Source organism: Ancylomarina subtilis, from assembly GCF_004217115.1.
Lineage (GTDB): Bacteria > Bacteroidota > Bacteroidia > Bacteroidales > Marinifilaceae > Ancylomarina > Ancylomarina subtilis.
Genome location: NZ_SHKN01000003.1, coordinates 216,730 through 238,903 on the forward strand (window position 1 = coordinate 216,730; position 22,174 = coordinate 238,903).

General features: G+C 35.3%; 20 protein-coding genes. 9 read left to right on the top strand and 11 right to left on the bottom strand.

The annotated features are described in order from the left end of the window. Positions 1-41: 41 nt before the first annotated feature. From EV201_RS14155 to EV201_RS14200, 11 genes are all read right to left on the bottom strand, one after another. Entirely contained in the window at positions 42-1,457 is a 1,416-nt protein-coding gene (locus EV201_RS14155; protein WP_130308300.1) for a carboxypeptidase-like regulatory domain-containing protein, read from the bottom strand. 535 nt (positions 1,458-1,992) lie between these two features. Further along, positions 1,993-3,381 (bottom strand): carboxypeptidase-like regulatory domain-containing protein, encoded by a 1,389-nt coding sequence (locus EV201_RS14160; protein ID WP_130308301.1) that lies wholly within the window; start codon positions 3,379-3,381, stop codon positions 1,993-1,995. Positions 3,382-4,068: 687 nt separating this feature from the next. Beyond that, positions 4,069-4,545, bottom strand: coding sequence for a hypothetical protein (locus EV201_RS14165; protein ID WP_130308302.1), 477 nt, complete (start codon positions 4,543-4,545; stop codon positions 4,069-4,071). A gap of 119 nt (positions 4,546-4,664) precedes the next feature. After that, on the bottom strand, positions 4,665-5,738 hold the full coding sequence (locus EV201_RS14170) for an efflux RND transporter periplasmic adaptor subunit (RefSeq protein WP_130308303.1): 1,074 nt from the start codon (positions 5,736-5,738) through the stop codon (positions 4,665-4,667). A gap of 14 nt (positions 5,739-5,752) precedes the next feature. Continuing rightward, positions 5,753-7,003 carry an ABC transporter permease gene (locus tag EV201_RS14175; protein ID WP_130308304.1) on the bottom strand — a complete coding sequence of 417 codons (1,251 nt, stop codon included), beginning with the start codon at positions 7,001-7,003 and terminating at the stop codon, positions 5,753-5,755. After that, positions 6,996-9,167 carry a peptidase domain-containing ABC transporter gene (locus EV201_RS14180; protein ID WP_130308305.1) on the bottom strand — a complete coding sequence of 724 codons (2,172 nt, stop codon included), beginning with the start codon at positions 9,165-9,167 and terminating at the stop codon, positions 6,996-6,998. The genes EV201_RS14175 and EV201_RS14180 overlap by 8 nt, the downstream gene beginning before the upstream one ends. After that, positions 9,157-9,696: a peroxiredoxin family protein gene (locus EV201_RS14185; RefSeq protein ID WP_130308306.1), complete on the bottom strand. Its 540-nt coding sequence runs from the start codon at positions 9,694-9,696 to the stop codon at positions 9,157-9,159. Before EV201_RS14185 ends, EV201_RS14180 begins: the two co-directional genes overlap by 11 nt. A gap of 47 nt (positions 9,697-9,743) precedes the next feature. Next, on the bottom strand, positions 9,744-10,466 hold the full coding sequence (locus EV201_RS14190) for a hypothetical protein (protein ID WP_130308307.1): 723 nt from the start codon (positions 10,464-10,466) through the stop codon (positions 9,744-9,746). After that, on the bottom strand, positions 10,463-11,878 hold the full coding sequence (locus EV201_RS14195; RefSeq protein WP_130308308.1) for a carboxypeptidase-like regulatory domain-containing protein: 1,416 nt from the start codon (positions 11,876-11,878) through the stop codon (positions 10,463-10,465). The genes EV201_RS14190 and EV201_RS14195 overlap by 4 nt, the downstream gene beginning before the upstream one ends. A gap of 80 nt (positions 11,879-11,958) precedes the next feature. Continuing rightward, the gene (locus EV201_RS16430) at positions 11,959-12,111 is read right to left on the bottom strand and encodes a hypothetical protein (protein ID WP_165389672.1); all 153 of its coding nucleotides are present in this window, start codon (positions 12,109-12,111) and stop codon (positions 11,959-11,961) included. 289 nt (positions 12,112-12,400) lie between these two features. Continuing rightward, the gene (locus tag EV201_RS14200) at positions 12,401-12,601 is read right to left on the bottom strand and encodes a hypothetical protein (protein ID WP_130308309.1); all 201 of its coding nucleotides are present in this window, start codon (positions 12,599-12,601) and stop codon (positions 12,401-12,403) included. 600 nt (positions 12,602-13,201) lie between these two features. On the opposite strand from EV201_RS14200, the gene sufB reads away from it, so the two are divergent. The 9 genes from sufB (at position 13,202) to EV201_RS14245 (ending at position 21,948) form a co-directional block, all read left to right on the top strand. Then, the gene (gene sufB, locus EV201_RS14205; RefSeq protein ID WP_130308310.1) at positions 13,202-14,653 is read left to right on the top strand and encodes a Fe-S cluster assembly protein SufB; all 1,452 of its coding nucleotides are present in this window, start codon (positions 13,202-13,204) and stop codon (positions 14,651-14,653) included. Between the two features lie 44 nt (positions 14,654-14,697). Then, positions 14,698-15,450 carry a Fe-S cluster assembly ATPase SufC gene (gene sufC, locus EV201_RS14210; RefSeq protein ID WP_129254787.1) on the top strand — a complete coding sequence of 251 codons (753 nt, stop codon included), beginning with the start codon at positions 14,698-14,700 and terminating at the stop codon, positions 15,448-15,450. A 51-nt stretch (positions 15,451-15,501) separates the two neighbouring features. Continuing rightward, positions 15,502-16,857 (top strand): Fe-S cluster assembly protein SufD, encoded by a 1,356-nt coding sequence (gene sufD / locus EV201_RS14215; protein WP_130308311.1) that lies wholly within the window; start codon positions 15,502-15,504, stop codon positions 16,855-16,857. Positions 16,858-16,942: 85 nt separating this feature from the next. After that, positions 16,943-18,175, top strand: coding sequence for an aminotransferase class V-fold PLP-dependent enzyme (locus EV201_RS14220; protein ID WP_130308312.1), 1,233 nt, complete (start codon positions 16,943-16,945; stop codon positions 18,173-18,175). An 87-nt stretch (positions 18,176-18,262) separates the two neighbouring features. Next, positions 18,263-18,688 carry a SufE family protein gene (locus EV201_RS14225; protein WP_129254799.1) on the top strand — a complete coding sequence of 142 codons (426 nt, stop codon included), beginning with the start codon at positions 18,263-18,265 and terminating at the stop codon, positions 18,686-18,688. A 47-nt stretch (positions 18,689-18,735) separates the two neighbouring features. Continuing rightward, positions 18,736-19,047: a metal-sulfur cluster assembly factor gene (locus EV201_RS14230; RefSeq protein ID WP_130308313.1), complete on the top strand. Its 312-nt coding sequence runs from the start codon at positions 18,736-18,738 to the stop codon at positions 19,045-19,047. Between the two features lie 89 nt (positions 19,048-19,136). Continuing rightward, the gene (queG, locus tag EV201_RS14235; protein WP_130308314.1) at positions 19,137-20,069 is read left to right on the top strand and encodes a tRNA epoxyqueuosine(34) reductase QueG; all 933 of its coding nucleotides are present in this window, start codon (positions 19,137-19,139) and stop codon (positions 20,067-20,069) included. 12 nt (positions 20,070-20,081) lie between these two features. Beyond that, the gene (locus tag EV201_RS14240) at positions 20,082-20,921 is read left to right on the top strand and encodes an alpha/beta hydrolase (protein ID WP_130308315.1); all 840 of its coding nucleotides are present in this window, start codon (positions 20,082-20,084) and stop codon (positions 20,919-20,921) included. 34 nt (positions 20,922-20,955) lie between these two features. Then, on the top strand, positions 20,956-21,948 hold the full coding sequence (locus EV201_RS14245) for a GSCFA domain-containing protein (protein WP_130308316.1): 993 nt from the start codon (positions 20,956-20,958) through the stop codon (positions 21,946-21,948). Positions 21,949-22,174 lie beyond the last annotated feature (226 nt).

Here is a 22,174-nt window from a genome sequence, read left to right on the forward strand (position 1 = left end):
AAGGGTTCTAGTTCGAGAGTGGGTAGCATGGTGGAATCAGTTTAGTTCTTACTGATTGTTTTATTCTCGTTTTTATTTGATAGTTCTTTCTCTAAAGCTTCTCTAAATATTTTTTGTTCTACAGTTTCTACCATACTTGAATATCTTTTCCAGAACTTGGCATTATATGGGCGTGGTGTAAACAAATTAGAATCCCAAGACTTCTCTAAGCTTTTAGCTAGTATGTCACTATCTGTTATGATTTCATTAAACATAACTTCTTGTGTCTCGTAGTAATATTCTTCAGAATTTGCTTTTGCACCATGAGCCGTACCACTCAATATTTTAAAGATATTATTGGCTTTTGGTGTATTTAAGGTGATGTGTTTGGGGTACATTTTGCCATCAATCTCAATATATTTAATATGGAAGGAGGATGCTATTTTTGATCTATACATTTTAGTGAAGATTTGAGCTTTGTCACTATTCACAAGTGTATATTCCAATTCAACAATGGCAAAATCCTTAGCCCTAATGTAAATCCAGCCTATTGGGAAACAATATTTTCCGTAATGTTTATTTAGCTTTACTAAAGGAGATTTTGGCGTAATTTTTATTTTATAGATGTCATCAGAATTATAAGACAGGACAGTATCTATTTTAAAATTGTGCTTTTTAAGTATGTTCTTGTCAAAAATGGCATCTTTTTGTTTGTAGTATCTTAAAACATTCAAGCTTCCTGAAAATAAACCATTAGGATTGCTTAATCGGTTATCTTGGAAATGTATGGCATTTTTAATCTCTTTGGGATCTTCATCTGCTAGATTGTCTTTTCGTTTTACTGATTTTTTTAAGGACACGTTTTTGACTTCACCTAAATAAAAACAATAGATAGTAGCTGTATCTACGCTTCGATTATCAATACTTCTTTTAATCTCTTTGATATTGAGTTTTATATCTTTCGAAGTCTGGTTAAATCCCGGGTCGTAGACTTCAATAGCAGCATCGACTAGCCACTTGTATTTCGTTTTTGTTTTCTCGGTATGTCGCAAAAAAGCTTTACCTATAAAAGGGCTAGTGGGGAAATTATCTAGGTAATGATCAAAAGCTTTTTGCACAATTTCATTGGCATTGGTTGCTTTTACCTTTATCATCACTTCGTTTAAGTTGACAATAGCGGTTTCAAGCTCGATTTCATAAATCTCTTGCTTCTCAAATGCTTTGATTAAGATTTCTTGTGTTTTGAAACCCATAGACGAAAACACTAAGGAAGCTTCTTTGTATTCATCAGGAATGTTGATGTTAAAGTCACCATTAAGATTGCTAATCGTACCAATTGTTGTGTTTTTTATCACAATATTGGCATAAGGTATCGGGTTTTTATGCGAGTCTATTAATCTTCCTGTCACGATTGTGTTCGCAAAGCAAGTGATACTTATTAAGAATAATAGAGCTGTACTGAGGATGGTTTTTTTCATATTGGGTTTGGGTTTTTAAAAAGGGTTTTTAGCTATTAACTTAAAGCTGTTCTCTATTTTGAAATTCGGAGTCTTTATTTATTCAATGCTTACATAAATGATTAGGGCTTATTCATAAAAAAATAATAGTAACGACATCAATGGGCTAAAGCCCTTTTCTTGTTTATTGCTAACTCCAGCATAAATGCTGGAGTTAATGGATTTCAGAAACAGAAATCCGTTGCGCCCTTTGCGAAAAGACTTAGCGAGCTTTGCGTTAAAATATTTTAAGACGTTTAAATACAAATACCAAACACCCCTCTGTTCTTCAGAATCTCCCCTGAAAAGGGAGAAACGACAATTGTATGTCGAATGGATATTCTACGATTATCTGATAAGCTTTCCCTTTTAAGGTACCGTAGATTGTGAAAACCTTTAAAATAATCTAGAAGTGAACAAAGTGTCGACAGTCGAAAGGGTGTATTTAAATAGCTTCAAAAAGAAACGTTCATTTTTATTACATGCAGAAATCAATGAACAAGCCCTGCGAAAATGATTAATTGTTTACTTGATTAATTCTAATGCTGTCTGCCGATTTGCTGAACTGTTGTTTCATGTCGATTTCACTCTCCAAATCTTCACGTAGTTTGGCTTCATTTTTAGTCTCCAGCAGTATGCTGTAGTTTTCCCAAAACTCAGGGTGGTATTCCGAAGGGATATACAATTTGTCATTCCATTTATTGGGAAGCATCTCAGTAATCTGATTAGGCTCTTCGATGATTTCGGTGAATAAGAACTCCTTGATTAGATTAGGGGTTTTTGCTAATTCATTATCTCTATGGTGCATCAGTGAAGTATAGCCAGCAAAATCTCGCCCGAACGATCTGTAATAATAGGGGTAAAGTTTGCCCTTGTGTTTTTTGTATTTTAACGTGTGATTGTAAGAATGATAATATCTTGATTTCATCTTTGGATTTTCCACATCCCCAATTTTGAGTTCATGCAAAGCAAAATCCTTTGCTGAAATCAGTAGATACCCAAGTCTTATAGAATATGAGCTCTTTAGTTGTTTAGCAGTGGGTAGTATCTTTATTTTGTAGATGGCTTCTCCATCTCTGTCTAGAATTGTATCCAGTTTGATTTGATGCATACTACTTTTGTATATTTTGTTCAGATCGTGCCACATATCGTCTATTTTTGGCTGATAAGCGGTTTTTAGTCGTCTAAGTTTACTGATTGAATTTCTTTCTTCATCCGTATCCCGAATCAATTTTTGTAATTCTTCATTACTGGGTTTATAGGTCTTCGATTGTTTTAGTGCCTTTTTATAACGAACATCATTCCACTGTTTAAAAAAGTAAAGTTCTTTGGCATCAATTTCTCTGTTGTCGTAAGTGTTTCTTTTTTCAAGAATATGCACCTTGAGTTTCGGTTCCTCTGGTGTTGCATAGGTGAATAGGGCTGCCTCTATAAGTTTCACATATTTTTTGTTTAGCAGGTGACTTTGTCGCAAAAAGCCCTTGTTTATATAGGGTTTATCGGGACGAAACCTGGGTGCAGCTTTCATGCAGGCTTTCAGTATCTTTTTAGGATCGCTCATCAACCTGCTGGCATTTACGTTTACCTCCGATAAATCGTAAGCAATGGCTTTTAGTTCGATGGTTTTTGCTTTGGTTATTTCGTCGATATTGAGCGATAGCGATTGGTAACCCAAACTGCTGATGAGTATTCTAGTGTCGGTTTGCGGATTTTCAATAGACAATTGGAACTGCCCATCTTTGTTGCTTATGGTGCCCTTGGTGGTTTTTGCTATGGATATATTGGCATAGGGTATAGCCGCTTTACTTTTTTTATCTATAATACTCGAACTGATTTGCACCTGAGCCTGTGTGCTTGTCAGTAAAATCAATAAAAAGAGGGCTGTACTAAGGATGGTTTTAGTCATATTGATTAGTGAATTAAGGGACTGTATGCTTGTGATTTGTTTTTTGTCTGACTAAATGTACTTAATTAATGTTTAGTAGACCGTTAAGTGATGTTAAATAAAACTTTACGTAATAAATTTTTATATGTTAGATGGATGGCAAGGGATATAGTTATAAATCGATTCTGATTTAGCTTCTGTTTTTGGCCTTCTGCGCAAGAAAATTGAAGATAGATGAGTTTGTTTTTAAATTGATATTATCACCACGGAATAAGGTGTTTAAATTTAGGTGAAACATCTATCCTTATTGGGATGTTTGATTTTTTATTTAACCTAATTCGTCCGGGCTCCGAAGTGGTATAAACCACTTACTAGCTGGGTAAATTGGCTTTGAGCTAAAATAACCATCTTCTATGTTCTGATATGGAAATTGTATTTAACTTTATTTCTTTAGGCTTTGGGGTAAAACTCTTAGGATAGCTCGAGGTTTGATGTACGATTGGGGCTAATGTTTTTAAGCTAAACAGTGGTTTGATACTCGATTTTCGTGTCTCGAAGCACGGTGGATGGTAATTTTTTTAACAAGAAGTGTGTCTGCATACTCGATAGTTGAATGTCGATACTCGAATAAGCCTAAAAGAGGCGGCCTATGAACCTTTAGTTTAAAGAAAAAGCGAAACCCTATATAAAGGGTTCCGCTAGTTTACTTTAGATTTCTTCTTTGCTTGCATTTTTGTGGTTTGGAAAGAATTGTTTCAATTCGTTATACAGAGGCATAGCCTCTTGGTCGTGTTCGTTGGCAAAATAACGAACCGAGCGGTAGTAGGCCATTGAATCTTGATAGTTATCATTATCTAATAAGATTTTGGTGTCGCTCAGTTTTTGTCGAAGCTGCTCTATCTTACGAAGCATATTCTCAATCTGTTCTCTTGCAATAAAATCCCGTTCAAACTCTTCCATATTCACAAAGTTTGGAACGTATTTGGGATTCTCACGCATAATCAGCTTGGTTTTGTTCACCAACAATTTATTGGTCTCGTTTATAGAGCCAAATGTGGAACGTTGCTCTGGAGTTAAGCCGGGTGCGTTTGTATTTGCCGAGGCCAACAAAGCATCTAAATGGCTGTTGTTTTCAGCTAACTCTTCTGGGGTAAACACCACCTGTATTAAATCATTATTCTTCATAACTTTGATTTGAAATGTTAATTAATAATTCTTTTTATCAAGAATGAATTTAACGAAAATTTCAATTCACTGTTCAGTATAGAATGTGTTCTTTAGCTATTCGAAAATGAAGGGGATATCTAGTTAGTCTGAACCTTCACACGATCTCCCAAGCTTAAACCTTCGGTTATCTCTATTCTTAGGCCATCGGAAAGGCCTGTTTTTACCAGGCGTTTGCTTTTTTTGTTGTTCTCGTTCAGCAGTTCAACAAACAGGCTGTCTTTTTTAAAAATCAGATTGCGTTCTTTTATCGTTAATACACTATCTCTTTTGTCCAGTACAATTTCGGCAACAGCAGAAAAACCTGGGTAGAGTTGTATGTCGGGATGATTCTCAACTTTGGCTTCAATTTCGAATTTCATCATGCCATTTTCTTCAACTGCCTTGGGTGTGATATGACTGAGCGTGGCTTTCAGTTTTTTATTTTTAAGTGCGCTGATTCCAATTTCAAAAGCCATGCCTTTTTTCAAATAGGCAACATCCGATTCACTAACCTTAGCTTTGAATATCAAATTTTGTAGATCAGCAATGTTAGCAATTGTCGAACCTTCGTTGTAGTTGTTTCTTTCAGTCACGCTGGCGCCTTCTTTAAGAGGAATGTCCAAGACAGTTCCTGATACGGTTGAGCGAATGAAATTAGGAATGTTCTGTTGAGATTGAGAGTAACCTTTCTGAATAATTTGGAGTTGTTTTTTTGCTGAAGACATCTCTTCCTGACTAATTAGATAAGATTCCCTATACTTATCAAATTCCTGTTCGGCAATGACTTCTTTTGCATAAAGTTCTTTGTATCTCTTGAATTCCTTTTCACATTTTTCATGATTTATTTGACAGGTTTTAAGTGTCTTTTCTGCTATTTCAATATTCTGAGGATTGGGAAGAATGCTAATCTCTGCGATCAAGTCACCTGTATGAATCGTATCACCTGCTTTGTGGTATAATTTATTGAGAATGCCTGAAATTTGTGATTTAATTTTTACTTCTCTTTCGGGAATCAATACGCCTGAAACGTACTGTCTTAATTTCAGATTCACAATTTTTGGTTTCTCACTAGCTGTGTATTTGTGATCTGATTTTGTTTGTTGCAGTAAGACGAAAGCTACAACAATAATTAGGATGAAAAGACTAACATAAAGGTTGGTTTTATTTTTCATGTTGTATAATTTGTTTAGTTTTCTGTAGAGTTGAGTGCTTTTATAGGCAATACCGAAGCTGCTTTTTTTGCAGGATATAGCCCGGCCAATGCTCCCGATAAGATTAATAAAATAAGAGCACTTAATGCAATGGGCAGGTTCACTTCCAATCCTTTAAAAATGGAACTTTTGTCAGCGATCATACCGCCGATGGCTGCATTGATTAATAAAACGATACCACTTGCACTTATAAGTCCTACGATACCCGCTACAAAAGTAATAACAATGGATTCGTTCAAGATCATGTAGAGAATACTTCGGGGAGGCGCGCCAATGGCTTTTCGTATACCTATTTCCTGGGTTCGCTCTTTAACAACGACGAGCATAATATTACTCACGCCTACAATACCGCTAAGAATCATGCAAACACCAACTAGCCAAAGAAAACCATTTATTATTTTAAAAAGGGAATTAAATGCTTTGGCATCTGCTTGTAAATTCTCAATGTAGATGGCATTCTGATCTTCTGAATGGAATTCGTATTTTGAAGCTAGATAATCTTTGAATTCTTTTTCAAATTTTGTGGGTGAGGTATCTGATTTAAGGGCTAATGCAAAATTATCCAATTCCTTACCATAGTTATATTGTGCAATCATGGTTGGGTAAGGGATATAAATATGATGACCATTATCAGAGAAGAGTGATTTCTCGGCTAATATGCCGACGACTCTTAGCCAAGTACCATCAAGATAGAAGTAATTCCCCAGAGCGTCATCTTTGGCAAATAAAACTTTTGCAATTTCCTTGCCGATTACTGCCACCCTACTTTTGGAGATTTCATCATTAGGATTTAAAATTCTTCCTAGCTCCGTTTTGTAGGTTTTAATTTTAAAATACGAACTGTTAACCCCATAACAAGAAAAACGACGGTAGTTTTTTTTTGCAGAATAGAGTTGTTTTCCAGAGTATTTTACTTCTGGAGAAATGACTTCTATTTCAGAAAAGCGTTCAGCAAAGTGATTTAATTCCGAATTTTGAAAAAGTACAGCACGACCAGCTCTTTGTCCGGGTTTTGACATAGATGTTTGCCCTCCGTATACCCACATGCTGTTTTGAGTATAATCCTGAAATAGTACCATTATGCCTTTTTGAAGACCACTACCAGCTCCCACAAGCAATACCAAAATAAATATTCCCCAAGCTACACCAAAACCAGTAAGTATATTTCGGTTTTTGTGCTGTTTTAGTGAATCCCAGGTTTCTTCGAATTGATATAAATTAAGCATAGTCTAAATCTTTCCAATAATCACTGTATAGATTTTCATTCAGCATAAGCTCATCATGTGATCCCCATGTTTCTATCCTTCCCGACTCCATAATATAGATTGTACTGTTTAAAGATTTTATAATATGCAGACGATGCGTAATAAAAAGAATTGCCATTTCACTTTTCAGTTTGTTAAGCATCTTGAGTACAAATTGCTCTGTATTTCTATCCATGGCAGATGTTGCTTCGTCGAGTATAAGAAATTGAGGTTCGTTATATAATGCACGGGCTAATGCAAGTAGTTGTGTTTCACCTCCTGATATGTTTTGTCCTTCCTCTCCTATAAGGGTGTAATAAGAATCAGATAGTTTTGAGAAGTAATCATCGAATCCCCATTCTTTACAGAATTCAATAATTCTTTCTTCGTGTTCGCATGCTTCATCTAAGCAAATATTATCTAAGATAGATCCATTGAAAATCTGAATCTGTTGTGGGACAACACCTATCGTTTTTCGCCAAACTTGATGATCTAGATTTTTAAGAGAATGATCATTATTAAGAATAATATCACCTTTTATAGGTTCGTAAAATCTCTGAATAATTTGAATTAGGGTACTTTTCCCACAACCATTTTCACCCAATATGGAAATCAACTCTCCTTTTTTAACTTGAAGGCTTATATTATTTAGAAGTTCTATTTGTCCGGGAAAATTGAAATGTAAATTCTCTATTTTTAGTTGACTAAAATTAAAAGCTGATTCATCTGTTGAAGTAGTTTGGTATTCTAACTTTTCTTCAGTAAAATCGAACATGCGTTCCAAAGCAACTTTAGCACCTTGAATCGATATATTAGCCAAGATTAAATTTTCGGTTGAATCGATTAAAATACTTATAATACCTAGAATAGCCAGTAGTTCTCCAATTTCAATCTTCCCTTGAAGGTACAGGAAGGCACCAAAAGAGATACTAAGAATAAGAACCAAGGAATTGATAATGTCGTTGGATAAATTAAACTTTAAGGCAATTTTATTGAATGAAAATATTCTTTCTTGAAAATTGGAGTAAATAGTTTTGGCTTGTGCTTGAAAGTAGTTTTCTTTTTGATGCGTTTTTATGGTATTTATACCATTGATTATCTCGATATAATAGGATTCATTTATAGCATGATTTTGCATGACTTCCTGCTGTATCTTCTTTACAGGAGCTAAAAAAACGTTGAGTAAAATTAGTAGTAAAGGAATTATTGTTGCTGCAAACAAGGCTGTTTCTACATTATAGTAGAATAGGAAAGATAAAGAGATGATGACAAGTAGCGCATCGATAGCTGCTTGTCCCATAACGTATTGTACAGCCGATTGTATTTTTTGGCTGTCGTTGAGCCTAGCAATCATATCGCCCTGCTTCTTACTGTCGAAAAATGCTTTGGGCAAATAGATGAGTTTCGATAAAAAATAATTGACAACTCTACTATTGAAACGAAAGGTTTGTTGTGCTAGGAGTAAACTTCTCAGGTAATTGAAAACAGATAATAATAAAATGAGAATACCCCAACTGAATAAACCTTTGAGTAATAAATAAAAATCTTTTTTAGGAAGAATATCATCGACCATTTGTTGTGTGAATACCGCTGTTGACAAACTGAGTATTGAAATGATAACTCCCAGAAAAAGTGCCGCAATAAAAAGAGGTTTGTCTTCGCTTATTTGTTCTTTTAGCCACGAAAAGCTTTTATTTGATTTGAATCCTTTGGCTTCGAAACTTTCATTGGGTGTTAAATCTAAGAGGTAACCTGAAAGCCAGACTTCTTCTAATTCCTGTGGCTTTTTTTTGCAAAAACCTTTTGCAGGATCGCCTATATAAAATTTGCCTCTTTCATATTTATAACAAACCACATAATGCTGAAAGTGATCTTCTATATTTAGATGTAAAATAACGGGGTGATTTAGCTTTTTGAGTTCATCAATATCCCCCTGTAAGCCATCTGCTGTAAAACCAAGTTTATTTACTGCCTGGTATAAACCAAGGAGACTTGTTCCTTTAGGATTTGTACCAGACTCTCGTCTTAGTTTCTCAAGGGAGATGTCTCCATTGTAATAGCGAAAAATACTTTTTAAACAGGCTACCCCACAGTCTTTCTCGTCGTGTTGGAAAACGATCGATCGTTTTATTTGTTTATCGGTCATTTGCAGCTCTTGTGTATTTAACGAGTGTTTTTACTGTAACAGCTTCTTCAATCTTTTTTAATAGTTTTAGTTGCGTATCAAAAATTAGAATAGCTGGAAGTTTTTGTGTGCCAAAAATCTCTTCGAATTGATCTTCCTGATACTTTAAAAATTGAATATTTGGGAAGGATTCCAGCTGATGTTTTTTTGCGAATTTTTTGATGTCAAATTTTTTGCTTTTAGAAACCATTAAGATTTCTGAATTTTGAAACTCGCTGTAATAATTGAATAATATTTTGGCTTCCATATCACACATGTCACATTTAGGACTAAAGTGAATAATAAGAACTGATTTATCTGTTTCAATATCCCAATAGGAGTAATTTCCGCCTTTAGTGTTCTCGAATTCAAATTCCGGAAGCTCTGATAATTCAATTTTTTTAGGAATCTTCTTAACTCTTGCTTTTACCTGTATAGCCTTGTATGTTGTGAGTATAAGCATTCCACAAATAATGCTTGCAATACCTATGAGTGCTAATATCTTCTTCATTTGTTTTTTTTAATTCACTTGTGACAGTAATGGTTCATTTGAATAAATTAAATCGTTAAATAAATCATTAAACTCTCATACAATACGAACCCACATAGTATCGGGATAAACATACTAAGCATCAGTTTTCTATAAGGAATTGTGCTTGCTATTTTTAGGAAAAAAGGGATAAGTAGAAGATATAATAGCAGATAAAGATTTAAATCTTTAAGTAGGTCGAAATACCAAGAGCTTTTGTCCACATTCCCAATCCAATCTCTTACCGAAAAGGATAGTTCCTTATTAAAACTCTTAATATCTTCAAATTTGTAATTTGATTTAATAGCTAAGAACCAGATAGCATTAATGATATCTTTTATAAAGAAAACCAGGTAAGCTAAGAGACTTGATTTGAATATAGTTGAAAAACGAATGCTTTTAAAATCTTCGACAAATTGAAAGCCAATAAAGATAAATGTAGCCAACCCTAAACAAACAATCATGAATGGAGCAAGAACCATAGTGGAGTCCATTAAGAAATAATCCCAACCATACGCATTATCTTCTTCAGGTAAATCTATGCCTTTTAGATCTTCTTCAAAATCAGCTATGTATTGATCATATTCATCATTGTGTTTTTGATCTTCTTTTTGTGCAAGATGCTCATACCATACCTTATCATTGTTGACAAAATCAGTGTTTACTATTTGCAAGCAAAACGCAAAAGTGTAGAAAAGGATTATTAATAAAAATCCTTTTACATTTAGGATATCATAGATGAATTTTTTCATTTTTTAGTTTTGTTTTTAATCTCCTTGATCAAATTGTTTTTTAACAATTGCTCTTCATTTGTAGGAAGCATAGTAGTGTGATTTTTCCAGAATTCCTTATTATATGGAATTTTTCCGTAATGATCTCCTTCCCAGTTAAGCGTGTTTAGTTGTTTGTTAACCAAACCCTGGTCGTTGATGATTTCTGAATAAGAAAGTTCTTGAATCAAACGCCTTTTGCGTGATAGATCACTGTTGTAATCGAACCTGTTTGAATATAAATAGCTTAAATATAGCTTTTTGTTGAATTCTTCAAATTTAATTTTGAAATGGAAATAATATCGTGATTTTCCTTTAAAGTGTTTGTAGTTTGGATTCTTAATATATCCGTAATCTAAATTCAAAAATGCATAATCTTTAATACGTATATAGGCAATACCAATAGGTATGAGACTATACTTTTGGTATTTGATTTGGGGATAATTTTTGCTTGGTAGGATTTTTATTTTATAGATTGGATCATTTTTATACATCAAAATGGTATCTAATTTAAATTGATGTTCCTTAATGAAAGATTTGGTAATAATGGGGCGTCCATTTTTAAAGTGAGGATTGATTCTAAGTGATTTTTTTCGTCTCCCATTTTGTATGCTACGAATCATATTCGTAGAAGTAAAAAACTTTGAAAAAGAAGCTTTACTGTGATCCAGATCTTCCAGTAAATATTTCTGAATTAAAGGATCTTTGTAAGAAGAGTTTGATTTTATTCTTGGATCACCAAAATAATCCGTTTTTTTTCTTGAATATAGATAAGCTCTCAAAAGTAATTTGTAATCTGTATCTCTATTGTCAAGACTTGATTGTAGCTTATCAATATTAAATTTACATTCTGTAATATCGTGCTTCATTCCTGGATCGTAAATACTGATTGTTGCTTCAATTAGGCGATTAATTGAAGTGTCTAGTCGGTGACTTTGGCGATAATAGTATTTACCAATGTGAGGTTTATCATCTAATAAATTAGGCAGTTCGTTAATAGCATTCGCAAAAATTTGTTTGGCATTTTTCAAAATTTCTTGCTTGCCAACAATTACCTCTTGTAAGTTATAAGCTTGCTTTTTTAATATAAGATTGATTGTTTGTTTTCCCTTTTTTATTTCAAGCAAGGAGTCGATCGGGAAAAATTTGGTTTGATATCCAATACAGGACACCTGAATATTATCAAATTTCCCTACATAAGGGTGTTTGATTTCAAAATATCCTTCAGGGTTTGTTATTGTTCCTAGAGGGCTGTTTTCCAATACAATTGATGCGTATGGAATAGGAGTTCTGTTATCATCGACAACTCTAGCTTTAATTTTTTGTTGAGAAAAAAGTAGAGATGAGTAAAAAATAAATAGTATTGGTAAAATTAGCTTTGGTACGTTCTGCATAATGATAATTTGAAAACCAAGTTATTGATACTCCCTGCGAAAATAGCAGGGAGTATTTATTTGCGTCAAAAGTTTTAGTTTTAATATTGACAATTATTCATATAAGCTTTTTCATACATTCTATGAGCACCAGCTTCGTTGCCATTACTTTTATATCGCTCATACCTTCTCTTATACCTTGCACATGAGCCACCACTCACTTTTTCCATTTGTTTTGAATTTAACTTTTTCATCTTGTCAAAATTTAAGTGTTAATAATAAAATTTACTTTAATTTTGCCCTAATCTCCTCGAACGAGATTTTAGGCGTTGAGTTTAAATGCGCAGTTGTTTAACTCTGGCGCTAAGTTATGTAAACTCACTGATAGATATTGTCAGTGAGTTTATTTTTATTAAGTCTAATAGTTTTTTTAAAATTAGATCATGATACGCTGGAATGGGACATGTTTTTTTTGTATTGGGTTTTGTTTTATGTTGATCTAAATAAGAAATGGGCCTTTGTTATGTGAGTGATATGATTTTATCATTCGTCGATATAGTATGATCGGATTGTTCTACAATATTTGAATTTTAAACCATCTGTTTTCAAGCTTTCTAAGAGTCTGTATAGGACTCTTTCTTGAATATTGAATTTAGTTGCTAGTTCTTTAGGTGTTCCAGTTGCTCTTTTTTTTGCAAGCTCTATGAACAGCCTGCGTTTTTCCAGAAAATCAATTTGTTTCATCTTGTATTAATTTGGGGTGTTGAAAATACTTTTTTGAATCACTTTTAAATGCTATGTGTCTTATGTGACTCGTTCAACTATTTAGTTAATTAAGTGGTTTGTCTTTTTGTTTTGTTTTTTTTTACTTAAAAGTAACCTATTGTTTTTAACTTTTTCATTAAATAATGTTAACTAGCCAAATAATGTATTACAATCAGTTGTTTATGATGTTATTTTGAACGTAAATGAAATTTATTGGGACTGTATTGAAATTTTATGTTTGTTAAAATGGATTTTCTAATCCAATTAACTTGATGGTGAGATAGTCGTTCATACTAATTTGAAGGGTGTATTTTTCAACTATTACTCTACTATTTTCAATATTAGATCAAGAAAAAGACTTTTTGGTGTTTTATTGAGTATCTTACATACAGATATCTAAATACTTTCTTTATATTTGCAGCAAATTTCAAACGGTTTCAGTCGGGCTAAATGGTTCGGGGAAACTGATTTTCGAAAGCAAGCCTTTAAGCTTCGACAATATAGAGGCAGGTGTTTCATGAAAAGTGGTGATCGCGTTTTCGAATATGGATACTTACAACTTGATACTTTTTTTAAGATATGGCTAAAGAAGAACAAGATAAAATATTGAATGAAGTCACGCAAAGTGATTATAAATATGGCTTTTCGAGTAACATCGATACAGACTCTATTGCAAAAGGTCTGAGTGAAGATGTAATTCGCTTGATTTCGTCTAAGAAAAACGAGCCGGAGTTCATGTTAGAATTTCGACTGAAAGCATATCGTCATTGGTTGACCATGAAGATGCCTGAATGGGCACATTTGGAAATACCGCCAATCGACTACCAAGACATTATTTTTTACGCTGCTCCTACTCAAAAAGCAAAGTTGGAGAGTATGGATGATGTGGATCCTGAAATTCGAGCAACTTTTGACAAGTTGGGTATTCCTTTGGATGAGCAGAAAATTTTATCGAATGTAGCTGTTGACGTCGTGATGGATTCTTCATCGGTGAAAACAACATTTAAAGAGGCTTTAGCGGAGAAGGGGATTATCTTTTGTTCGTTTAGTGAGGCTGTTCAGGATCATCCTGATTTAATTCAGGAATATATGGGTTCAGTTGTTTCTTATCGAGATAACTTTTTTGCGGCTCTGAATTCGGCCGTTTTCTCTGATGGATCTTTCGTTTATATTCCAAAGGGTGTTCGTTGTCCAATGGAACTATCAACTTACTTCCGCATTAATGCTGAAAATACAGGTCAGTTTGAGCGTACCTTAATCGTTTGTGAAGATGATTCGTTCGTGAGTTATCTTGAAGGTTGTACAGCACCAATGCGTGATGAAAACCAATTACATGCTGCAATTGTTGAGATCATCGTTAAGGAGAATGCCGAGGTGAAATATTCAACCGTTCAAAACTGGTATCCTGGTAATAAGGAAGGTCTTGGAGGAATTTACAATTTTGTAACCAAGCGTGGTATTTGCGAAGGTGCTAATTCAAAATTGATGTGGGCTCAGGTTGAGACTGGATCTGCAGTAACCTGGAAATATCCTTCTACCATATTGAAAGGTGATGGTTCTTCCAGTGAGTTCTATTCAGTGGCAGTAACCAATAATCATCAGCAAGCCGATACCGGAACAAAGATGATCCACATCGGTAATAACACAAAATCGACAATTATTTCGAAGGGTATTTCGGCAGGAAAATCGAACAACTCTTACCGAGGTTTGGTAAAAGTTGTGAAGAACTGCGAAGGCGCTCGAAATTTTTCACAATGTGATTCGCTTCTTTTGGGTGATAAATGTGGCGCACACACTTATCCATATTTGGAAGTTCATAATAAATCGGCTAAGGTCGAACACGAGGCAACCACCTCGAAAATTGGTGAAGATCAGATCTTTTACTGTAACCAGCGAGGTATCTCAACTGAAGATGCTATTGGCTTAATTGTGAATGGTTACGCTAAAGAGGTGATTAATAAAATGCCTATGGAGTTTGCTGTTGAAGCACAAAAACTATTGGCAATTAGCCTCGAAGGCTCTGTCGGATAATCGACAACAGATAATTGAAACTGATAATCGGAAAAAAGACAACAATGTTAAGTATAAAGAATCTACACGCATCAATCAATGGGAAAGAAATCCTAAAAGGGATTAATCTTGAAATAAAGCCAGGAGAAGTTCATGCTATCATGGGCCCTAATGGCGCAGGTAAAAGTACATTAGCTTCGGTATTGGCAGGACGCGAATTATTCGACGTTACTGAAGGTGAAGTTGTTTTTGGAGGGAAAGATCTTTTGGATCTGTCTCCGGAAGATCGTGCTAAAGAAGGAATCTTCTTAGGCTTTCAGTATCCAATTGAAATTCCTGGTGTATCTACCGTTAATTTCATGAAGACTGCTGTAAACGAACATCGTAAATATAAAGGTTTGGAGCCTTTGAAAGCAGCTGACTTTTTAAAGTTGATGCGCGATAAAAAAGCTTTGGTTGAGATTGACTCAAAGTTAACCAATCGTTCAGTGAATGAGGGTTTCTCTGGTGGAGAGAAAAAGAAGAATGAGATTTTCCAAATGGCGATGCTTGAGCCTAAGTTAGCCGTATTGGATGAGACGGATTCAGGTTTGGATATTGATGCACTTCGTATTGTTGCCAATGGTGTAAACAAATTGAAGACTGCTGAGAATTCAACAATTGTGATTACTCACTATCAGCGTTTGCTTGATTATATTGTACCAGACGTGGTTCACGTATTATTCGATGGGCGTATCGTAAAAACTGCCGGCAAAGAGTTAGCGCTTGAGTTGGAAGAAAAAGGGTACGACTGGATTAAGGAAGAACTGGTAAAGTAATTAACCGTTAGTAATTATCAATTAATAATTACCAATCGATAATTGTACATTATGTCTATTGATACTATAAATAATGATTTTGCAGATTTGTTTGAGCAGGGGAAATCTTTACTCGATGAAAATTCTTCGAAATTCATGAATACAAAAAGAGAGGAAGCTTTTGAGCAATTCAAAAAGCTTGGGGTTCCAACTCTTTCCAACGAAAATTACAAGTACACGAATCTGGTTCCTGCATTCGATCATCCCTACACGGTTGATTTGCAATACAGAACCGTGATAGGTGACTTGAATGAATTGTTCTATTGTGATGTTCCTGAGCTGGATACCAATTTGGTCTTGCTTTCGAATGGCTGGTATTACAATCAGAATAGAGAACTTGAAATTCCTAAAGGTGTTATTGTTTGTAGTTTGCAGGAAGCAGCCGAGAAGCATAGCGAAATCTTTGAGAAGCATTATGGGAAATATGCTAAGCCAAACGAAGAAGGTTTGGTTGCACTAAATACGGCTTTGGCTAAGGATGGTGTTTTTATTTATGTTCCTAAAAATGTTGTGGTTGAAAAACCCATTCAGGTGATCAATCTTTTGCGTTCCGATCGTGATTTAATGGCGACTCAGCGTAATTTGGTTGTGATAGAAGAAAATGCTCAGGCAAAATTAATTTTCTGCGATCATACCTTAACGCATAACAAATACCTATCGAATACAGTAAGCGAAATTAATGTCGCTAAAAATGCCGTTTTCGATTTATATACTTTGCAAAATCAGCATTTGAATGCAACTATTCTTAATTCGGTATTTATCCGTCAGGAAGCGAATTCAAATGTATTGAGCAATACGCTTTCTCTTTATGGAGGAATGATTCGCAACAATCACTACACTTTATTCGATGGTGAGTATTGCGAGAATCATACTTATGGTATGTATTTGATGGATCGTAATCAGCATGTTGATAACTTCACTTTTGCAGACCATGCTAAGCCAAATTGTGTGAGCAATGAGCACTTTAAAGGTGTGATGGATGACGAAGCTACAGCTGCTTTCACTGGAAAGATTCATGTTCGTCGTGATGCGCAAAAAACAGAAGCTTATCAGAGTAACAACAACCTGTTATTGTCTGATTCAGCAGTTATCAATACCAAACCTCAGTTAATTATTGATGCTGATGATGTAAAGTGTAGTCATGGTGCTACCGTTGGTCAGATGGATGATGATGCTATGTTTTATCTTCGCGCTCGTGGGATTCACGAGGAAGAAGCTCGTATGATGCTGATGTTTGCTTTTGCTCACGAGATTATTGAAAAAATTAGAGTTGACGCTCTTAAAGATCGTATCGACGAATTGGTTGAAAAACGATTGAGAGGCGAAATTTCTAAATGTAATACTTGCGCCATAGCTTGTAACCGATAAATTTATAGATGGCTGAATGGCTGGATTGTTCTCAATTGAACAATTTAGCAATGAAACAATCTTAGCAATCTAATAATTATAATTCATGTCATTAGATCCACATAAATACCGTCAGGATTTCCCAATTTTATCAGAGAAGATATACGGGAAATCATTGGTGTATTTCGATAATGCAGCAACAACACAAACCCCAACTCAGGTAACTGATGTTTTGGTAGAATATTACAACAAATACAATTCTAATATTCACCGAGGGGTTCATTATTTGAGTAATAAATCGACTGAAGGAGCTGAAAATGCTCGACTTAAGGTTCAGAAGTTTATTAACGCCGCGCATTCGCACGAAGTGATTTTTACTGCAGGGACGACTGAAAGTGTAAACCTGGTTGCAAACTCATTTGGGGAATGTTATATCTCCGAAGGGGACGAGGTGATTGTTTCCGAAATGGAGCATCATTCGAATATTGTACCCTGGCAAATGCTTTGTCAGCGAAAAAAAGCGACTTTAAAGGTTTTGCCCTTTAATGATGAGGGTGAGTTAATGACTGAGAAGTTGGGCGATCTGATTACAGATCGAACAAGAATCTTGGCTGTTAATCACATCTCAAACTCCTTAGGAACAATAAATCCTATTAAGGAAATTATCGATTTTGCACACTCGAAAAATGTACCTGTATTGATCGATGCGGCTCAATCGGTTCAGCATAAAAAAATCGATGTTCAGGCTTTAGATGCCGATTTTTTGGTTTTTTCCGGACATAAACTTTATGGTCCTACAGGGATTGGCGTTTTGTATGGTAAAGAGAAATACCTGAATGAGATGCCGCCTTGGCAGGGTGGAGGTGAGATGATTAAAGAGGTGACCTTTGAAAAGACTAGCTATAATGAATTACCTTTTAAATTCGAAGCGGGAACACCAAACTATATCGATGCGATTGGATTGGGTGCTGCCATTGATTATGTAGAGGCTATTGGTCTTGACGAAATTGATGCCTACGAACAAGAGTTGTTAGCCTACGCTACGGCAAAATTCGAAGCGATTCCAAGTTTGAGAATTTACGGAACTGCGAAGAATAAGACTTCTGTGATTTCTTTCCTGGTTGAAGGGATTCACTTTTACGATATGGGCATGTTACTCGATCAGATGGGAATTGCTGTGAGAACCGGAACACATTGTACCGAACCAGTTATGCAGCATTTTGGAATTGATGGAACTGTGCGAGCATCTTTTGCTTTTTATAATACGAAAGAGGAAATCGATGCACTTTTTGTAGGAATAGAAAAAGTTTGTAAAATGTTTGGAGTCAAGACGGCTTAAAATGTTTCTTAAATAATTATAACTTTGTAGCCGAATAAGTAAGTTCTATCAATGAACTGCTGTTGAAATTTACAAATGATTGGAGAAATGACCATAAACGAAATACAAGAAGGAATTATTGAGGAATTCGCTGGGTTTGAAGACTGGATGGATAAATATGCTTATTTAATTGAGTTGGGAAACGATCTTGAAGGGATGGATGAACAATACCAAACCGATCAGAATCTGATTAAAGGCTGTCAGTCAAAGGTATGGTTCAATGCCAAGCTTGAGGATGGTGTTGTGAAACTTGAGGCGAATAGCGATGCAATTATCGTAAAAGGAATTGCTGCTCTTTTGATTCGTGTTTTCAATAATCAAACGCCTGAAGCCATTATGAATGCTGACCTTAAATTTATCGATGAGATTGGTTTGAAACAGCATTTGTCACCCACACGATCAAACGGATTGGTTTCAATGGTAAAGCAAATCAAAATGTACGGTTTGGCCTTTAATCACAAGGTGAACAATTAATAATTTAGATAGAAAGTTTCGATTTTCAATTCTTAAATCTCAATACAATGAGTAAAAAACAAACAGAAGAAATTATCATCGAGATCTTAAAGACCATTTACGATCCTGAAATCCCTGTGAATATTTACGACTTGGGATTGATATACGAAATAGATCTTTACGAAGAGGATGAGGTAAAAGTTCTAATGACTTTAACCGCTCCCAATTGCCCAATGGCTGATCAGATTCTTGAGGAGGTGAACGATAAAGTTAAGGCTCTCCCTCAAATCAGCGATGTAACCGTTGTGTTAACATTCGATCCGCCTTGGGATAAAGATATGATGACTGAAGAAGCAAAACTCGAATTGGGTTTTCTATAAGATATAAAGGGCTGTTTTTCGGCCCTTTTTTTTATTTCTTTTTTTTAGATGGAGGATTCTTCTTTACCAGACTTTTTTACTTTTATATTATGAATCTAACTTTAGCAGCAAAATCTCAACTTATAAAAGATAAAGCCCACGAGCTTGGTTTTGATCTTTGCGGAATTGCTGAAGCAAATTTTTTATCAGAAGAAAAAGAGCACTTCACCGACTGGCTGTCTAAGGATTACCATGGTCAGATGGGGTATATGGCCAATAATGTTGAGAAGCGTCTCGATCCGAGACTTTTGGTAGAAAATACCAAATCGGTTGTCGTGGTGGCACTCAACTATTATCCTGAAAGCAAGCAGGAAGATGCTAAGGCGCCTGTTTTGGCAAAATATGCCTACGGAAAAGATTATCACTTTGTGTTGAAGGAGAAGCTAAATACTTTATTGGAATATATCAACGAAGAAATTGGTGAAACTCAGGGGCGAGCTTTTGTCGATTCGGCTCCTATTTTGGAACATGCCTGGGCGCGAAAAGCCGGATTGGGTTGGATTGGGAAAAATTCACTCCTTTTGAATCGCAAGCTGGGCTCCTTTATGTTTTTGGGCGAGCTGCTAATTGACTTGCCTTTGGTTTATGAAACTGAAACTTACCCTGATTTCTGTGGTGGTTGTAACCGATGTATTCGTTCTTGTCCAACTGATGCTATTGTTGCACCCCAAGTGGTTGATGGGAGTAAATGCATTTCCTATTTTACTATTGAACTAAAAGATGATATCCCAGAGGAGATGAAAGGTAAATTCCAAAACAGAGTTTTTGGTTGTGATATCTGTCAGGATGTGTGTCCCTGGAATAGAATGGTAAAGCCACATTCTGTTGAGGCATTTAAGCCTAATCCTAAAATTTTATCACTATCTAAAGATGAATGGTTTGCCATGGATGCTCATAAATTTGGAGACTTGTTTAAGAATTCAGCAGTTAAAAGAACGAAATTTAAGGGATTGAAACGTAATTTAGATTTTCTGATTGAATAATATTTCTCGCATATGACTCATCAAACATCAGTTATTAAGACACCCGATGGAATTAATTTGTTTACACAAGTTTGGAAACCCTCTGGTCAACCCCATTGTGTGATTTGTTTGGTACATGGTATTGGGGAGCATAGTTCACGATATGAGGCGTGGGCAAAACGATTTGCAGAAAAAAACATTGCCGTTTTTGCCTTTGACCAACGCGGACACGGACAGTCTGAAGGTAAAAGGGGGGTGATTTCTTCATATCAATCTTTACTTGATGATATTGATTGGATTCTAAAAGAATGTGGAGAGCAATACCCCAATGTGCCGAGACTATTATATGGACACAGTATGGGAGGTGGTGAGGTTTTGACTCATCTTCTTGCCAGGGAAGGCGATTATGATGCTGTGATTGCGACTTCACCCTGGTTGATTGCAAAGCAATCTCCACCCAAATTGCTTATTCCTCTGATTGGTCTGCTCGAAAAATTAGTTCCCAACCTTTCTTTGAGGACGAAATTGAATGCTGAATTGTTATCACATGATAAAAACGTGGTTGAGGCATACGAAAATGATGCTTTGGTTCATCCATGGGTTTCCTTTCGTCTATTTTATCAGGCCTATATTGCAGGATATAAGCTATTGGATAGTACAATTGCGATGAAGAAACCACTTTTACTCCTTCATGGGTGTGGCGATGAAATTACATCTGCCAAAGCCAGTGAGAAATTTTCGTTGCATGCAGGTGATTTGTGTCAGTTTCATTTGTTTGAAAATGCATTTCATGAACTGCACAATGAATTTTGTAAAGACGAGGTCTTTGATTTAATTTTGAAATGGATTCGAACATATATAAAGAATACCTAGCTTCGTATTTGTAACTATTATACACTTTCTCGCTATGAATGATGATCTGTTTAGAACGAAAGTAGAAATTCCTAAATCCAAATTCGATTTTTCATATAAGCACAAAGCTCTTATGATGGGATCTTGTTTTGTTGAGAATATTGGAGCGAAACTCAAATCTGTTAAATATCAGATTGATGTTAATCCGTTTGGGGTGATTTATAATCCGGTTAGTGTTTGTAGCAGTTTAAAATTATTGATGCAAGAGCGCCAGTTTGTTGAAGATGATCTTAATTTTCACAACAATCTTTGGTTTAGTTTTTATCACCACAGTAAGTTTTCCAATACCAATTTAGATACTTGTCTTTTTAATATCAATGAAGGAATAAAGACGAGTTCACAGAATTTAAGGGAAGCGGATTACTTATTCATTACTTTTGGTACAGCTTGGGTGTATGAATTATTGAGTTCAGGTAAAATTGTGTCAAACTGCCACAAGCTTCCAGCCAAGGATTTTAATCGCTACCGATTAAATGTTGATGAAATTGTATCTATATATAAGGATCTGTTGGTTGAGCTATTAGTTTTTAATCCGAAGATCAAGATTGTATTTACAGTGAGTCCAATTCGACATTGGAAAGATGGGGCAAATGGAAATCAATTAAGCAAGGCAACACTGTTATTAGCTGTTGAGCAATTAACGGAACTGTTTGAGCAAGTTTCTTATTTTCCCTCTTATGAGATTGTGATGGATGAGCTGCGTGATTATCGGTTTTATTCTGAGGATATGCTTCATATCAGCGAGCCTGCAATTAAGTATATATGGCAACGGTTTTCTGATACATATTTTTCTGAGGCATCCAAACAAATTCAAAAGCAAGTGGAGAAATTTATCCTAGCTGCCAATCATCGCCCCTTTAATGTGGGATCTGACTCCCATCAAGCCTTTATTAAATCAAGCCTGGCAAAGATTCATGAATTTTTAAGAGTAAATCCATTTGTGGAGATGTCTGATGAAATTGATGATTTAGAAAAGAATCTACTCTAGAGGTGTGGATTTTCTCTGAATAATGTTGTAAATTGCTTGTCTGACTCTTTTTTTTAAAAATAATGGACACTGCCTCTCAGCGCTTTAGGCTTTAACTTGAAAAAAGTGGATCTTCGCATTAGGAAAGTTGGAATAAAAAGGTCTATATTTGCACTCGCTTTAAGAGAGAGGCGCTGATCTTTGAATCGTTTGTAATGCTTGTAAACACTGAGTAATCTCGGGAAAA

Bases quoted from the DNA above. Each gene is read 5' to 3' on its own strand.
- EV201_RS14155 (WP_130308300.1), bottom strand. From the start codon at position 1,457: ATGAAAAAAACCATCCTCAGTACAGCTCTATTATTCTTAATAAGTATC.
- EV201_RS14160 (WP_130308301.1), bottom strand. From the start codon at position 3,381: ATGACTAAAACCATCCTTAGTACAGCCCTCTTTTTATTGATTTTACTG.
- EV201_RS14165 (WP_130308302.1), bottom strand. From the start codon at position 4,545: ATGAAGAATAATGATTTAATACAGGTGGTGTTTACCCCAGAAGAGTTA.
- EV201_RS14170 (WP_130308303.1), bottom strand. From the start codon at position 5,738: ATGAAAAATAAAACCAACCTTTATGTTAGTCTTTTCATCCTAATTATT.
- EV201_RS14175 (WP_130308304.1), bottom strand. From the start codon at position 7,003: ATGCTTAATTTATATCAATTCGAAGAAACCTGGGATTCACTAAAACAG.
- EV201_RS14180 (WP_130308305.1), bottom strand. From the start codon at position 9,167: ATGACCGATAAACAAATAAAACGATCGATCGTTTTCCAACACGACGAG.
- EV201_RS14185 (WP_130308306.1), bottom strand. From the start codon at position 9,696: ATGAAGAAGATATTAGCACTCATAGGTATTGCAAGCATTATTTGTGGA.
- EV201_RS14190 (WP_130308307.1), bottom strand. From the start codon at position 10,466: ATGAAAAAATTCATCTATGATATCCTAAATGTAAAAGGATTTTTATTA.
- EV201_RS14195 (WP_130308308.1), bottom strand. From the start codon at position 11,878: ATGCAGAACGTACCAAAGCTAATTTTACCAATACTATTTATTTTTTAC.
- EV201_RS16430 (WP_165389672.1), bottom strand. From the start codon at position 12,111: ATGAAAAAGTTAAATTCAAAACAAATGGAAAAAGTGAGTGGTGGCTCA.
- EV201_RS14200 (WP_130308309.1), bottom strand. From the start codon at position 12,601: ATGAAACAAATTGATTTTCTGGAAAAACGCAGGCTGTTCATAGAGCTT.
- sufB (WP_130308310.1), top strand. From the start codon at position 13,202: ATGGCTAAAGAAGAACAAGATAAAATATTGAATGAAGTCACGCAAAGT.
- sufC (WP_129254787.1), top strand. From the start codon at position 14,698: ATGTTAAGTATAAAGAATCTACACGCATCAATCAATGGGAAAGAAATC.
- sufD (WP_130308311.1), top strand. From the start codon at position 15,502: ATGTCTATTGATACTATAAATAATGATTTTGCAGATTTGTTTGAGCAG.
- EV201_RS14220 (WP_130308312.1), top strand. From the start codon at position 16,943: ATGTCATTAGATCCACATAAATACCGTCAGGATTTCCCAATTTTATCA.
- EV201_RS14225 (WP_129254799.1), top strand. From the start codon at position 18,263: ATGACCATAAACGAAATACAAGAAGGAATTATTGAGGAATTCGCTGGG.
- EV201_RS14230 (WP_130308313.1), top strand. From the start codon at position 18,736: ATGAGTAAAAAACAAACAGAAGAAATTATCATCGAGATCTTAAAGACC.
- queG (WP_130308314.1), top strand. From the start codon at position 19,137: ATGAATCTAACTTTAGCAGCAAAATCTCAACTTATAAAAGATAAAGCC.
- EV201_RS14240 (WP_130308315.1), top strand. From the start codon at position 20,082: ATGACTCATCAAACATCAGTTATTAAGACACCCGATGGAATTAATTTG.
- EV201_RS14245 (WP_130308316.1), top strand. From the start codon at position 20,956: ATGAATGATGATCTGTTTAGAACGAAAGTAGAAATTCCTAAATCCAAA.